Raw genomic sequence first — 14690 nt, forward strand, 5'->3', positions numbered from 1 at the left:
GAGGGGCCGAACCATGCATCACCCGTTCATCGCCGCGTCGCGCCACACAGCCGCGACGCGGCGTACGCGCGAGCGGCTCAGCGCGCTTGCGTTTGCGCTGATCGCCATCACCGCATTCGCGTCGACGCCGGTGCGCGCGGCAAACGCCGACGAGTCGGTCGAGATCCCGTTCTGGTCGCGTGACTGGGCCGGCACGATCGGCAACCGGCACGTCGAAGTCTCGTTGTCGCGCGTCGGCGACACGGTATCGGGCTGGTACTGCTACGCGCCATGCACGTCCGACAAACGCTATCGGCTCGCATTGAAGGGAATGCTCGACGCGCACGGTGCGACGCTGTCGGAACGGGATAGCGGCGCGAAAGCCGACGCCGATCGCGTAACGGGCAAGTGGCGCGTCGCTTCTCTCGACGATGCGGTAACCGGCACATGGACCGCACCGGACGGCAAGCGCACACTCCCTGTCTCGCTTGCGCAGAAGCACGACGGCAGAGCGTTTCCCTACGACATCCGCCTCGTCGCCGACCATCTGCCGGACGATGGCGGTTCGTGCACCGACGCGCCTGAAGTCACCGCAATCCGCCTGTACGACCACGGCCGCCTCGTCCAGACGCTAAAGACCGATTCGCGGGGCACCTGCAACCTGTTCACGCCGGATTTCGCCGACGTGAACTTCGATGGCTGGCCCGACTTGATGCTCGCGCAATCGATGGGGGCCGGTCCGAACATCCCGTACCAGACGTGGATCTTCAACCCGACAACGCGGCGCTTCGCCGATGCGCCGCCGGGACTGCAAGACATCACGTCGCCGGATTTCGATCCGGTGCACCGGATCGTCTGGACGAGCTGGCGCGCGAGCTGCTGCGAGCACGGCGTGACGACCTACCGCTGGCAGGGCAACGACGTGAAGGAGGTCGACTCGGCGAGCAGCTACTTGCTGCCCGTGCTCGACGGAAACACGCGTCGCTATTGCTACATCGTGCCCGGCTACGGCAACGGCCATATCGAGTATCCGCAACGCATCGAGCAGACCGATACCGGGCTGCGCTCGACGCTGGGCGCGCTGAAGGACTGCGAGGCGGGCGATTCGCCTCAGATGTCGCGGGTGTATATCGACATCTGGAAGCCGGGCGCGCCGGGTGGCGCCCCGACGCTCGTGCGTACCGAAAGGGTCGCCTGGAAACGGACGTCGACGCGCGCCGGCATGAAGTTCTGCCCGGACGTGCCGTTCTACGACAACGGCCGCATCCGCCGCGTCCTGTTGCGCGACGATCCCGACCAGTGCAGCGATTCGAATCCCGACGAGAACTAGTGTGCGGCGCGCCCGCAAGGGCGCACCGGCGTCACCTCACGCGGCGCCCACGATCGAGATCGAGAACCCGTCCCAGCCCTTCTGCCCGACCGTCTGCACGGCGGTCGTCATGAGCGCCGGCTCGGCCGCGAGCCGCGCGAACCCGGCGCGCACGCCGGCCACGTCCGGCTCGCGATTGTCCGGATCGACCACGCGCCCGTTGCGCACGACGTTGTCGACGACGATCACCGTGCCGGGCCGCGACAGCTTCAGCGCCGCATCGAGATAGACGGCGTTGTTGTCCTTGTCCGCATCGATGAAGATGAAGTCGAACGGCGCCTCGCCCGTGTCGATGAGCCGCGCAAGACTGTCCTTCGCGCTGCCGACCATCACCGACACGACCTGCGCGAATCCGGCGCGCGCGATGTTCTGCGTCGCGACCTTCGCGTGTGCGGGGTTCAGCTCGAGCGTCACGAGCGCGCCGCCCGGCGGCAATGCGCGCGCCAGCCAGATCGTGCTGTAGCCGCCGAGCGTGCCGACCTCGAGAATCCGCCGCGCGCCGCGGATCGTCGCGAGCAGCTGCAACAGCTTGCCCTGGTTCGGCGCGACGTTGATCGCCGGCAGCCCGGCCGCGTCGCTCGCCGCCAGCGCGGCGTCGAGTACGGCGTCGGACGGCACGAGCGTCGCCGAGAAATACGCATCCACCTGGTTCCACCGATCCTGATCCATCGCGCACCTTTCGTCTGCGGAAAAGGGCATTCTATGCGCCGCGCCTCCATAAGCAACCCACCATTCGTTCTAAGGGCAGCCGCGCACGTGCTCCTATAATCGCCGGACGGCAGGACCCCTCGACCTTCACAACAACAAACGGAGCACCCATGACCGATCAGGCCAAGCCGAACTGGCGCCTCGAAACCATCGCCGTGCACGGCGGTTATCGTCCCGACCCGACCACGCGCGCGGTCGCCGTCCCGATCTACCAGACCGTTGCGTACGCATTCGACGACACGCAGCACGGCGCCGACCTGTTCGACCTGAAGGTCCAGGGCAACATCTACACGCGGATCATGAACCCGACGACGGACGTGCTCGAGCAGCGGATCGCCGCGCTCGAGGGCGGCATCGGCGCGCTCGCGCTCGCGTCGGGGCAAGCCGCCGTCACGTACGCGATCCAGACGATCGCCGAAGCCGGCGACAACATCGTGTCCGCGAGTTCGCTGTATGGCGGCACCTACAACCTGTTCGCGCACACGCTGCCGCAATACGGGATCGCCACGCGTTTCGCCGACCCGCGCGACCCCGCGTCGTTCGAACCGCTGATCGATGCGCGCACGAAGGCGATCTTCGCGGAATCGGTCGGCAACCCGCTCGGCAACGTCACCGACATCGCCGCGCTCGCGGCAGTCGCGCATCGCCACGGCATCCCGCTGATCGTCGACAACACGGTGCCGTCGCCGTACCTGCTGCGACCGTTCGAGCACGGCGCGGACATCGTCGTGCACTCGCTGACGAAGTATCTCGGCGGGCACGGCACGAGCCTCGGCGGCGCGATCGTCGATTCGGGCAAGTTCCCGTGGGCCGACCACGCGGACCGCTTCAAGCGGCTGAACGAGCCGGACGTCAGCTATCACGGCGTCGTCTATACCGAAGCGTTCGGGCCGGCCGCGTATATCGGCCGCGCCCGCGTGGTGCCGCTGCGCAACATGGGCGCGGCGATCTCGCCGTTCAACGCGTTCCAGATCCTGCAGGGAATCGAGACGCTCGCGTTGCGTATCGAACGCATCAGCGACAACGCGCTGAAGATCGCGCAGCATCTCGCGCGCCACGAGCACGTCGAATGGGTGAACTATGCGGGCTTGCCCGATCATCCCGATCATCCGCTCGTCGCGCGCTACCTGTCGGGCCGCGCGCCGGGCATCCTGACGTTCGGCGTGAAGGGCGGTCGCGACGGCGGCGCGAAGTTCCAGGATGCGCTGAAGCTGTTCACGCGGCTCGTCAACATCGGCGATACGAAGTCGCTCGCGACGCACCCGGCCTCGACCACGCATCGTCAGTTGTCGCCGGCCGAACTCGCGAAGGCCGGCGTGAAGGAGGAAACGGTGCGGCTGTCGATCGGCATCGAGCATATCGACGACCTGCTCGCCGATCTCGACCAGGCGCTCGCGCAGCTTTGACCGCAACGGGCGCGCCGGCCGCTTGCCGGTGCGTCCGCATCAAACCGCTTGACTCTGGAGCGGCTTCAAGGTGTTCAATCCCCGGTTGATGCCGGGGCGATGCCCGGTGTGTACGATCGTGCGACGCAGCGCCCGCTGCGCCACGCCAACCGCCGAGAGGACTCATGACACCGACCGCGAAGCTCGCGCTGCTCACGTTACCGCCCGTGCTGGCGGCCTGTTTCGGCGCCCTCGCGGCCGCGTGGCGCGCGCCCGGCCCGAAAACGTCGAGCGTGATCCAGCATTTCACCGGCGGCATCGTGTTCGCGGCCGCCGCGCTCGAACTGCTGCCGCAGGACCGCGCACATGCGCTGTTTCCGGTCGTCGTCGGCTTCGTGCTGGGCCTTGCGCTGATGCTGGCGATCCGCGCGCTGTCGGGCGCGATCGAGACGCGCTTCGAGACGGCGCGGTTGCCGGTGAGCCTGATCATCGTCACCGCGATCGACCTCGTCGTCGACGGCCTGGTGCTCGGCATCGCCTTTTCCGCGAGCGACGAAAGCGGCATCATCCTGACCGTCGCGCTGACGCTCGAGGTGCTGTTCCTCGCGCTGTCGGTCAGCGCGGCGCTGGCCGCGGCCGGCATCGGCCGCTTGCTGTCGATCGTCGTGCCGGTCGCGCTCGCGGCGCTGCTGAGCATCGCGGCCGTGGCCGGCAATGCGGCGTTCGCCGGGCTGCCGGCGAATATCTATGCGGCGCTGCTGGGGCTCGGCACGGTCGCGCTGTTGTACCTCGTCACCGAGGAGCTGCTGGTCGAAGCGCACGAAGTGCCCGAGACACCGTTCGCGACGGCTGCGTTCTTCATCGGCTTCATCGTGTTCTTCCTGATCGAAGGATCGGTGAAAGCCTGACGCGCCGCGCTCGACGGCGCGACGGCTACCAGGTCGTCGCGCCGGTCGGATAGGTATCGACGATCCGCGTGCCGTTGACCGGCGTGACACCCGCGTTGCGCAACGCGGTCCACAGGTCGATCGCATGTTCGCGCGATTTGCGGCTGCCGTCGTCGGTCAGCACGTTCAGCGCGACCACTTCGTCGCGCGTGGTCAGTTGCAGTTGTTCCTTCAGCTTGCGTGACTGATGCGATGCGGTGCGAACGTCGCCAAGCACGATCGCCTTCGCCGCGACGGTCGACTCGTCGCCGGCATCGGCTGGCACGAACGTCAGCCGGCCGTTGGCGACTTCGCATTGCCCACGCGTGAACGTCGCAGTCCATGCGCCGGCCGGCACGGCCGCGAACTCGCAGCGCATCCGCTCGTTCGCGCGGCTGCCGGCATCGTGCGCCGCCGCGTGCGACAGCGCGCGTTCCGGCCAGCCTGCCGCCATCGCGGCCGTCGACATCAGGCATGCCGCCAGCACGATTCCCTTCGCGACATTGCGCATCGCGCTCTCCTTTCCGTCGATCAACGTTCAAAGCACCGCGAAGCGGTTGTCGTGTGCATCGACCATCGGCATCTTCTCGCCGCGATGAACGGTCGCGCGATGAATCTCCTGATTGCGCGCGACGGCGGCCGGACTCGCCGGATAGTCGTGATTCGGGCTCGGAATCACGCCGTCGTGACGCGCGCGCACCAGTTCCTGAATCACTTCCTGACGGCTCTGCGGCTGCGCGGCCACGGCTTGGGAGAACGCTGCAATCGACAGCGCGGCGGCGGCAATGACGATCATCGGACGCGGGATGTTCATGTTGGGGCTCCTTGCTGGAATGCCGTGACTGGAGCCTTCACTTTGATCCCGCGGCGGTGCGGATCCGTGATCGCCTGATGACGGTTTCGTCATCGTTCACGCATATTTCACATCGCAGTGCGAATGAAATTCACCACACGTTTCAGCGCGCATGACATTGCGATGACATTTTTCTCATTTGTCCCTCACCGTCACGATCCGAACGCTTTCCAGAATCGCCACCGCAATCGCGATATTCCGGCCCGTCGCGACACAAGTTCGGCGCCGGCATCGAACGATGCACGAAACGATCATCTTGAACTTCAGGGACACACCATGAAAACTCCGGTTCGACTCGTCATGATGTCAGGGGCGCTGCTGACGACCGCGCATGCGGCGCAGGCAACGGAAGTCACGCTGTACGGCCTGTTCGATACGTCGCTGACGGTCGTGTGGAACGCCGATGCGCAGGGCAAGAACCTCGTCGGCCTCGGCAACGGCAACCTGCTCGGCAACCGCTTCGGCGTGAAAGGCGCGGAGGATCTCGGCGGCGGGCTGAAAGCGATCTTCACGCTGGAAAACGGCTTCAACCCGAACACCGGCGCGCTCGGGCAAGGCAACCGGATGTTCGGTCGGCAAGCGTTCGTCGGGCTGGAAAGCGCGCGCTGGGGGACGCTGACGCTCGGCCGCCAGTACGACGCGCTCGCCGATGTCGCGTGGCCGATCACCGGCGATTTCTACTTCGGCAGCGTGTACGCGACACCCGGCGACGTCGACAACTACGACACGTCGTCGCGCACCGACAACGCGGTGAAGTACACGTCGCCCGTGGTCGGCGGCTTCCAGTTCGTCGGCATGTACGCGCTCGGCGGTGTGGCCGGCAAGAGCGGCGCCGGCCAAACCTGGTCGGCCGGCCTGTCGTACAACCAGGGCCCGTTCGACGCGGCGGGCGGCTACTACTATGCGGCCAACCGCGCCTCGCTCGCCAACGGCGTCCGGACCGGCTGGAACGGCACGTCGGACGGCACGTTCGACGGGTCGCTGGTCAACGGCGGCTACCTCTCCGCGAAGTCGATCGGCATCGCACGCGGTGCGTTGCGCTACAACTTCGCACCGTTCACGGTCGGCATCGACTACAGCAATGCGCAGTACAAGGCCGATGCGACGTCGGCCTTTCGCGGCACGCAGAAGTACGACACCGCGCGCGGATTCTTCAACTATCAGGCAACCGCCAGCCTGCTCGTCGGCGTCGGCTACAGCTACACGAAGGCCCGCGGCGATACGAGCGCCACCTACCATCAGGTGTCCGCCGGCGCCGACTACGTGCTGTCCAAGCGCACCGATCTCTATGCGGTCGGCGCGTGGCAGCGCGCGAACGGCGAACAGCGTACGCCCGACGGCGGCACGCAGGCGGCCCAGGCGTCGATCGGCTCGTACGGCTACGGCGGCACGCGTACGCAGGGCATCCTCAATCTCGGGTTGCGCCACCGGTTCTGACTGCGACAGCCAACCCTGCGCGCTGCGTGACGAAAATTTCATGTTCCGATCAGGTTCGCGATGCGTCGCGTCGCTACGATCGGAACGGTAGCGGGCCATGCCCGTTTCCGTCCACGCAGCGGGTCGCTGCCGCACGGCACGATCACGCATTAGGCCCGGGCTCGTCGAGTACCGGGCTCTTTTTTACGCGGATCCGACGATCACGGCGCTGAATTGAGCCGCGGGTACACGCACGGATGCGTTTTCACATACAGGTTCGGATTGCCGCAGCGATGCCCGGCATAGTCGATTTGCTCGCCCGGCGTCAGATCGGCCGGCGCGGGCTTGCGCGCGGCAGCAGGGGGGGTGACCGTGGCGCCGGAACGTGTCGATGCGCAACCCGAGAACAACGGGACGATCAGGACTGCGATCAAGGCGAGGCGAATGGCGGGACGATGCAATTTTCGGTCCGGAATGAAGGTCTGAACGACGCCGTCCGCGCTCGATGCTGCTGGCGCGACCGGCACGAACGCCGCCGGCGCGGTCGGCCAGCGGCAGGCTTCATGTTCCGCTTCCCGCTCATCGCACCCATGACGCGAACATGACGGTTGCGTCATGTCGTTCGAGACCGCATGACGCGTTCTTGCCTCCGCAATCTGACGCATTTTTCATCTCGCGATCACGATCACGCACGGCTGCTTTCGCATACTGGGTCCATGGTTCGCCACCCGGCGGCCCTGATCAAGGAGAGCACTCGATGAAAACGGCAAAACTCGCAGCACTGTTCGTCACCGCCACGCTGTCGCTCGGCATGGCCACCCAGGCGGCGTTCGCCCAGACGCAACCGCAAGGCAAGTCCCGCGCGCAGGTCGTCAACGAACTGAAGCAGGCGCAGCACGACGGCGTCGTGCCGACGAGCAAGACGCAGTACCCGCCGACCGGCGAGATCGTCGCGCGCAACAAGGAACTTCACGGGATTTCGGTGCATGGCGGCGAGAAGAAGCCGCAGACCGACAATCACGACAACCTGACCGCGAAGCAATGATGACCGGCCACATGGCCGCGGGCAGCGCGCCGCGCGCGGCCGTCTTGCGGCAAACGCGCGGGCGTCGCCGCCCGCGCTGTCAGGTGCTGATGGCGGCCGGCCGTTGCGGTTCGGCCGGCCGGCGCGGAAAGCGCAGCCAGAAGGTCGTGCGGCGGCCCGGCTCGCTGTCGACGCCGCATTCGCCGCCGTGATTGTCCATGATCGACCGGACGATCGCGAGGCCGAGCCCCGTGCCCGACGCCGAATTGTGCCGCGACGGATCGACGCGATAAAAGCGCTCGAAAATCCGCCCGACATGTTCCGCGGCGATGCCGGGCCCCGTATCCGACACGGCGATCGTCGTCGCGCCGCCCTGCTCGACGCAGTCGATCGTCACGACGCTGCCGCGCGGCGCATAGGTCAGCGCATTCGACAGCAGGTTGCTCAACGCGCGCTGGTACAGCGTCAGGTCCGCATCGACCCACGCGTGGCCGTCGACCTTCACCGTCACGCCCTCGTCCTCCGCCAGCGGCTCGTAGTAGCCGGCCACGCGCTCCGCCTCCTCCGCCGCATTCAGGCGCCGCACGCTGATCGACGTGCCGGCCTGCTCCGAACGCGCGAGAAACAGCATGTCCTCGATCATCCGCGACAGCCGCTGGTATTCGTCGATGCTCGACTCGATCACGCTCCGGTATTCGTCCGCGCCGCGCGGCTGCGACAGCACGACCTGCGCGGCCGCCTGCAGGTTCGTCAGCGGCGTGCGCATGTCGTGCGCGAGGTTCGACGAGAACTGGCTCAGCCGCGTAAACGATTCGTTCAGCCGCGCGAGCATCCCGTTGAACGCGTGCTCGAGCTCCTTCAGCTCGCCTGACGTATCGAGTTCCGGCAGCGTATGCGCGAGCCGGCTCGTCGACATCTGCTCCGCGCGCGCCGCGAACCGCCGCAGCGGGCTCAGCCCGAGCGCCGCGATGCCATAGGCCATCACGGCCGCGAGCACCACGCCGAACACCTCGATCACGACGATCGTATAAGCATGCGTGCGCAACAGCAGCACGTCGGCGCTGCGATCGTACTGCACGGCGACGCGCACCACGGGCGCACCGGCGCCGGCCAGCGGCACGGTCGTCAGCAGATACTGGTGCCGCGCGGCCGGCGGCGCGACGCCGACCGGCACGCGGCCCGCGTTCATCGACATCAGCGGCGCATACGGACGAAAGCCGGGCGTGCCGACGAGGCGCGTACCGGCGGCATCGAAGATCGCGAGATCCATGTTCGGATGACCGTGCAACTGGTCGATCCAGATATCGGTGTTGCGCGCGACGTCGGCCGTCGTGCGCGCCTCGGCCAGGTGCGCCCCCAGGGCGGCGGAAATGCCGGCCATCTGCTCGGCCGCCGTCGTTTCGACGCGGTTGCTCAGCGCTTCGTACAGCGCGACGCCGCTCGACGCGAGGATCACCGACGTCGACAGGATGATCAGCGCGGTCAGGCGGCCGCGCAGCGTCCGCGGCAGCAGGCGCGCGATCATGCGGCCGCGCCGCCGCGCGCTTCGAGCACGTAGCCCATGCCGCGCACCGTGTGGATCAGCTTCGGTTCGTACGCGTCGTCGATCTTCGAGCGCAGCCGGCGGATCGCCGAATCGACGACGTTCGTGTCGCTGTTGAAATTCATGTCCCACACCTGCGACGCGATTGTCGCGCGCGGCAGGATCTCGCCTTCGCGGCGCATCAGCAGCCACAGCAGCGCGAACTCCTTCGCGGTCAGCAGGATCGTGTCGCCCTGGCGCGTGGCCTTGCGGCGCGTCAGGTCGAGTTCGAGATCGGCCACGCGCAGCGTGTTCGAGTCGCGCGGCTGGCCGCGCCGCAGGATCGACTTGATGCGTGCGGTCAGCTCGACGAAGTCGAACGGTTTCGCGAGATAGTCGTCCGCGCCAAGTTCGAGCCCCTTCACACGATCGCCGACGTCGTCGCGCGCGGTGAGGAACAGCACGGGCGTCGACTTGCTGCGCCGCAGGTTCTGCAGCAGCGTCCAGCCGTCCTGCCCGGGCAGCATCACGTCGAGCACGAGCAGGTCGTACTCCTCCGTTTCGGCCTGGTGCTGGCCCGTGATGCCGTCCTCGACCCAGTCGACGACGTAGCCGGCCTCGGTCAGGCCCTTGCGCAGATACGCGCCCGTCTTCGGTTCATCCTCGACAATCAGAATTCGCATCACGCATTACCCTTGAAGAAACCCAGCCGGCGCAGCACGCCCGCGCCGAAGCCGCCACGCAACGCCGCGCGCCACGACACCGCATGGCTGACCCGGTACAGCACCGGCAGCACCAGCAGCGTCAGCGCCGTGGACGACAGGATACCGCCGATCACGACCGTCGCAAGCGGACGCTGCACTTCGGCGCCGGTGCCGGTCGCGAACGCCATCGGCAGGAAGCCGAGCGACGCGACCAGCGCGGTCATCAGCACGGGGCGCAGCCGCGTGAGCGCGCCGTCGTGCACCGCGGCGTCGAGCGGCATGCCTTCGTCGCGCAGGTTGCGAATGAACGAGATCATCACGAGACCGTTGAGCACGGCCACGCCGGACAGCGCGATGAAGCCGACCGCCGCCGTGATCGACAGCGGAATTCCGCGCAGCCACAGCGACACGACGCCGCCGCTCAGCGCGAACGGAATGCCGGTGAACACCAGCAGCCCGTCCTTCACGTTGTTGAACATCACGAACAGCAGCACGAACACCATGAACAGCGCGAGCGGCACGACGAGCTTCAGGCGCTCGCTCGCGCTCTGCAACTGCTCGAACTGGCCGCCCCACGACACCCAGTAGCCGGCCGGCACGCGCACGTCCTGCTGCAACTGCTCGCGCGCATCGGCGACGAACGAGCCGACGTCGCGACCGCGCACGTTCGCGCTGACCACCACCCGGCGCTTGCCGTCCTCGCGGCTGATCTGGTTCGGGCCCGGCGCCACGTCGATCGTCGCGAGCTCCGCGAGCGGCACGTACGGCGCCGCCGCAAGCGGTGCGCTGGCGCCGGCGGCCGGCGCGGGCAGCGCGATCGGCAGCCGCTTGATCGCCTCGATGTCGGAGCGCAGCTCGTCGGGCAGCCGCACGACGATGTCGAAGCGACGGTCGCCCTGGAACAGCGTGCCGGCCTTCTGCCCGCCGACGGCCGCGGCCACCGAATCCTGCAGGTCAGCCACGCTCACGCCGTAGCGCGCGAGCTTGTCGCGGTCGAGGTTGACGGTCAGCACCGGCAGGCCCGTGGTCTGCTCGACCTTCACCTCCGACGCGCCCGGCACCTTCTGCAACGCGGCCGCGATCTGCTCGCCGGTCTGGTTCAGCACGGCCATGTCGTCGCCGAAGATCTTCACGGCGACGTCGCTGCGCACGCCGGAGATCAGTTCGTTGAAGCGCAGCTGGATCGGCTGCGAGAATTCGTATGCGTTGCCCGGCAGCTCGGCGAGTGCTTCCTCGATCTCGCGCACGAGCTGGTCGCGCGGCTTCTTCGGGTCGGGCCACCGGTCGGCCGGCTTCAGCATGATGTAGCCGTCCGACAGGTTCGGCGGCATCGGGTCGGCCGCGATCTCGGCCGTGCCGGTCCGGGCGAACACGCGTTCGATCTCCGGGAAGCGCGCCTTCAGCGTCTTCTCGATCGCCTTCTGCATCTCGATCGACTGCGACAGGCTCGTGCCGGGAATCCGCAGCGCGGACACGGCCAGATCGCCCTCGTTGAGGCTCGGGATGAATTCGCTGCCGAGTCGCGTCGCGAGCCCGAGCGTGACCAGCACGATCGCGCCCGCGCCGATCATCACGCGCGTCGGGCGCGTCATGAACGCGGCGAGCACCGGTTCGTACGCGCGCCGCGCCCAGCCCATCAGCCGGTTCTCCTTCTCCTCGACCCGCTCGCCGATGAACAACGCGACGGCCGCCGGAATGAACGTGACGGTCAGCACCATCGCGGCGGCGAGCGCCATCACGACGGTCGTCGCCATCGGATGGAACATCTTTCCTTCCACGCCGGTCAGCGCGAAGATCGGCAGGTACACGACCATGATGATCAGTTGCCCGAAGATCAGCGCGCGGCGCGCCTCCTGCGACGCGCCGAACACTTCGGCAAAACGCTCGTCGCGCGTGAGCGGCCGCCCGGCCGCCGACTGCGCATGCGCGAGCCGCCGCACGCAGTTCTCGACGATCACCACCGCGCCGTCGACGATGATCCCGAAGTCGAGCGCGCCGAGGCTCATCAGGTTCGCGCTCACCTTCGCGTTGACCATCCCGGTGAAGGTCATCAGCATCGACAGCGGAATCACGAGCGCGGTGATCAGCGCCGCGCGGATGTTGCCGAGGAACAGGAACAGCACGGCGATCACGAGCACCGCGCCTTCGAGCAGGTTCTTCTTCACCGTCGCGACGGCCTTCTCGACGAGCACCGTGCGGTCGTACACCGGAATCGCCTTCACGCCGGCCGGCAGCGTGCGGTTCACGTCCTCCATCTTCGCCGCGACGGCCTTCGACACCGTGCGGCTGTTCTCGCCCATCAGCATGAACACCGTGCCGAGCACGACTTCCTCGCCGTTCGACGTCGCGGCGCCGGTGCGCAGTTCGCGGCCGATGTCGACCACGCCGACGTCCTTCATCCGCACCGGCACGCCGCCGACGTTGGTCAGCACGATGTTCGCGATGTCGTCGACGGTGCGCGCCTGGCCCGGCACGCGCACCAGATACTGCTCGCCGCGCTTTTCGATGTAGCCGGCGCCGACGTTGTCGTTGTTGCGCTCCAGCGCGCGCACGACGTCGGCGAGCGTCAGCCCGTACGACATCAGCTTCGCCGGATTCGGCGCAACGCGATATTCCTTCACGTAGCCGCCGATCGAGTTCACCTCGGTCACGCCGCGCACGTTGCGCAACTGCGGCCGCACGACCCAGTCCTGCAGCTCGCGCAGGTCGGCCGCCGTATAGCGCGTGCCGTCGGGCTTGCGCGCGTCGGCGTCGGCCTCGACGGTCCACAGGTAGATCTCGCCGAGGCCGGTCGACGTCGGCCCCATCGCGGGTGCGATGCCGGCCGGCAGCTTGTCCTTCGCTTCCTGGATGCGCTCGTTGACGAGTTGCCGCGCGAAGTAGATGTCGGTGCCGTCCTTGAAGATCACGGTGACCTGCGACAGCCCGTAGCGCGAGATCGAGCGCGTCTGTTCCAGCCCCGGCAGCCCGGCCATCACGGTCTCGACCGGATACGTGATGCGCTGCTCGGCCTCGAGCGGCGAGTAGCCGGGCGCGGACGTGTTGATCTGCACCTGCACGTTGGTGATGTCGGGCACGGCGTCGATCGGCAGCCGCTGGTAGCTGAACACGCCCAGCGCGGCCACGGCCGCGATCGCCAGCATCACGAGCCAGCGGTGCGCAATCGCGAAGCGGATCAGGCGCTCAAACATGTCGGGATTCCTTGAAACGAGGCACGGTCGCCCGTACCGGGCGGGCCGCGCGGCCCGTCACCCGGCGGACCGGAAAGCGGGCCGCATAGCGGGCCGCCAGTCGCGCCACGACGCACGCGTATTGCTGCTCATTCATGTTCCGCGCTCCCCTTGCCGAGTTCCGCCTTCAGCACGAAGCTGTTCGATGCCGCGTATTCCTGGCCGGGCTTGAGCCCCTTCAGCACTTCGGTCGCGCGTTCGTCGCGCCGCCCTGTTTCGACGGCCTGCGCGACGAAGCCCTTCGGCGAGCGCACGAATACCGACGGCGCGCCGTCGACGTCCTGCAGCGCGTCGCTCGCGACCGCGAGCGGTACACCCTGCTTGCCCGCGTCGACCGACACGTTCACGAACATCCCCGGCCGCCACACGCGGTCGGGGTTCGGCAGCACGACGCGCGCCGGCGCGGTGCGCGTCTGCTCGCCGAGCAGCGAACCCACGTACGCGATCGGGCCGCTCGAGCGCGATTCGAACGCGGTCGCGATCACCGTTGCGTCGCGACCGACGCGCACGTCGTTGAGCCGCTGCGCGGGCACCGCCATCTCGGCCCATACGGTCGACAGATCGGAAATCACGAACATGCTCGCGTCCGCAGCGATCGCCTCGCCGGGCGTCGCATGCTTCTCGACGATCGTGCCCGCGAACGGCGCGCGCAGTTCATACCGGTTCAGCGCGCCCGCGCCGACCGGTGCATTCAGCGCGGCGAGCTTCTGCCGCGCGTTCTGCACGGCGATCTCGGCCTCGCGCAACTGCACCTGCGCCTGCTGATAGTCCTGCTCGGCCGAAATGCGTTCCTGCCACAGCGTGCGTTCGCGCTCGTAGGTTGCGCGCGCCCCCGACAGCCGGCGCTCGGCCGTCAGCAACTCGCTGCGGCGGTCGGCCAGATCGGTGCTCGCGATCACCGCGAGCACCTGCCCCTTCGCGACGTTCTGCCCGAGCGACACCGATACCTGCTCGACGATGCCGGCCACGCGCGGCACCACGTGCGCGGTGCGATCCTCGTTGAACCTGATTTCGCCGGGAAGCTGGAACGGCGTCGCGATCTGCGCGGGGCCGGCTTTCGCGAGCGCGATCTTCGACGTCGCCAGTTGCGCGTCGGTCAGCGCGATCGCGCCGTCGGCGCGCGCGAACGGGAACGACGCGGCGTCGTTGCCGGCCTTCACGTCGATCGTCGCATCGAACACGTGCGGCTTCGCGATCGACTGCGCGGACACGAACTTCTGGCCGGCCGCGTCGAACCGCAACGGTTCGTGCGTGCGGTCGTAGCGCACCAGCGTGCCGGACACGGTCACACCCTTGTCCACCGGCTTGCCGTCGACGAGCGGATAGACGACAAGCCGCGCGTCGCCGGGCTTTTCCGTCATCACGATCTCGACGGACAGCTTGCCGCGCTTGAGTACGACACCGCCGCGCGCGCCGGCGCCGGCGGCCGGCTGCGCGACTTCGGCGGCGGTCGGCGCCGATGCGCCGCCGCCGCCCCGCGTGACGGCGAGCGCGCCGATCACGATCCCTGCGCCGCCGAGCACGGCCGCCGCAATAACGAAGATTCTGCTGCGTGACATGATGATCCTTCAGGT

The 14690-nt window shown here is 67.8% G+C and carries 13 protein-coding genes; 5 read left to right on the top strand and 8 right to left on the bottom strand.

Features of this window, described 5'->3' with window-relative positions; genetic code table 11:
* Positions 1-13: 13 nt before the first annotated feature.
* Positions 14-1309, top strand: a complete 1296-nt coding sequence (locus H0X95_RS27825; protein WP_059722491.1) for an XAC2610-related protein — start codon at positions 14-16, stop codon at positions 1307-1309.
* Between the two features lie 36 nt (positions 1310-1345).
* On the opposite strand, the gene H0X95_RS27830 is transcribed toward H0X95_RS27825, so the two are convergent.
* Positions 1346-2017 carry an O-methyltransferase gene (locus H0X95_RS27830; protein WP_048988940.1) on the bottom strand — a complete coding sequence of 224 codons (672 nt, stop codon included), beginning with the start codon at positions 2015-2017 and terminating at the stop codon, positions 1346-1348.
* 149 nt (positions 2018-2166) lie between these two features.
* Here H0X95_RS27830 and H0X95_RS27835 point away from each other — a divergent pair, with 149 nt between their 5' ends.
* Both H0X95_RS27835 and H0X95_RS27840 read left to right on the top strand, forming a co-directional pair.
* The gene (locus H0X95_RS27835) at positions 2167-3462 is read left to right on the top strand and encodes an O-acetylhomoserine aminocarboxypropyltransferase/cysteine synthase family protein (protein ID WP_034202699.1); all 1296 of its coding nucleotides are present in this window, start codon (positions 2167-2169) and stop codon (positions 3460-3462) included.
* Positions 3463-3626: 164 nt separating this feature from the next.
* Positions 3627-4349: a ZIP family metal transporter gene (locus H0X95_RS27840; protein WP_059722490.1), complete on the top strand. Its 723-nt coding sequence runs from the start codon at positions 3627-3629 to the stop codon at positions 4347-4349.
* A gap of 25 nt (positions 4350-4374) precedes the next feature.
* Here the strand turns inward: H0X95_RS27840 and H0X95_RS27845 are convergent, their stop codons facing one another.
* Together H0X95_RS27845 and H0X95_RS27850 are read right to left on the bottom strand one after the other, a co-directional pair.
* Entirely contained in the window at positions 4375-4878 is a 504-nt protein-coding gene (locus tag H0X95_RS27845; protein ID WP_006496083.1) for a hypothetical protein, read from the bottom strand.
* Between the two features lie 27 nt (positions 4879-4905).
* Positions 4906-5181, bottom strand: a complete 276-nt coding sequence (locus H0X95_RS27850) for a DUF4148 domain-containing protein (RefSeq protein ID WP_058902796.1) — start codon at positions 5179-5181, stop codon at positions 4906-4908.
* 315 nt (positions 5182-5496) lie between these two features.
* Between H0X95_RS27850 and H0X95_RS27855 the strand changes: the two genes are divergently transcribed.
* Positions 5497-6657 carry a porin gene (locus H0X95_RS27855; RefSeq protein WP_059722488.1) on the top strand — a complete coding sequence of 387 codons (1161 nt, stop codon included), beginning with the start codon at positions 5497-5499 and terminating at the stop codon, positions 6655-6657.
* Between the two features lie 200 nt (positions 6658-6857).
* Here the strand turns inward: H0X95_RS27855 and H0X95_RS27860 are convergent, their stop codons facing one another.
* Complete coding sequence (locus H0X95_RS27860; protein WP_226245100.1) at positions 6858-7301, bottom strand: hypothetical protein; 444 nt, start codon at positions 7299-7301, stop codon at positions 6858-6860.
* A 92-nt stretch (positions 7302-7393) separates the two neighbouring features.
* Here H0X95_RS27860 and H0X95_RS27865 point away from each other — a divergent pair, with 92 nt between their 5' ends.
* Positions 7394-7681, top strand: a complete 288-nt coding sequence (locus H0X95_RS27865) for a DUF4148 domain-containing protein (RefSeq protein ID WP_006490475.1) — start codon at positions 7394-7396, stop codon at positions 7679-7681.
* Between the two features lie 79 nt (positions 7682-7760).
* On the opposite strand, the gene H0X95_RS27870 is transcribed toward H0X95_RS27865, so the two are convergent.
* The 4 genes from H0X95_RS27870 to H0X95_RS27885 form a co-directional block, all read right to left on the bottom strand.
* Positions 7761-9185: a heavy metal sensor histidine kinase gene (locus H0X95_RS27870; RefSeq protein ID WP_196446299.1), complete on the bottom strand. Its 1425-nt coding sequence runs from the start codon at positions 9183-9185 to the stop codon at positions 7761-7763.
* Positions 9182-9865, bottom strand: coding sequence for a heavy metal response regulator transcription factor IrlR (gene irlR / locus H0X95_RS27875; protein ID WP_006490455.1), 684 nt, complete (start codon positions 9863-9865; stop codon positions 9182-9184). Before irlR ends, H0X95_RS27870 begins: the two co-directional genes overlap by 4 nt.
* Positions 9865-13077, bottom strand: a complete 3213-nt coding sequence (locus H0X95_RS27880; protein ID WP_006490482.1) for an efflux RND transporter permease subunit — start codon at positions 13075-13077, stop codon at positions 9865-9867. The genes irlR and H0X95_RS27880 overlap by 1 nt, the downstream gene beginning before the upstream one ends.
* Positions 13078-13205: 128 nt before the next feature.
* Complete coding sequence (locus H0X95_RS27885; RefSeq protein ID WP_112750735.1) at positions 13206-14675, bottom strand: efflux RND transporter periplasmic adaptor subunit; 1470 nt, start codon at positions 14673-14675, stop codon at positions 13206-13208.
* Positions 14676-14690 lie beyond the last annotated feature (15 nt).

This window comes from Burkholderia sp. 9779_493 (genome assembly GCF_015712215.1).
GTDB lineage: Bacteria > Pseudomonadota > Gammaproteobacteria > Burkholderiales > Burkholderiaceae > Burkholderia > Burkholderia cenocepacia.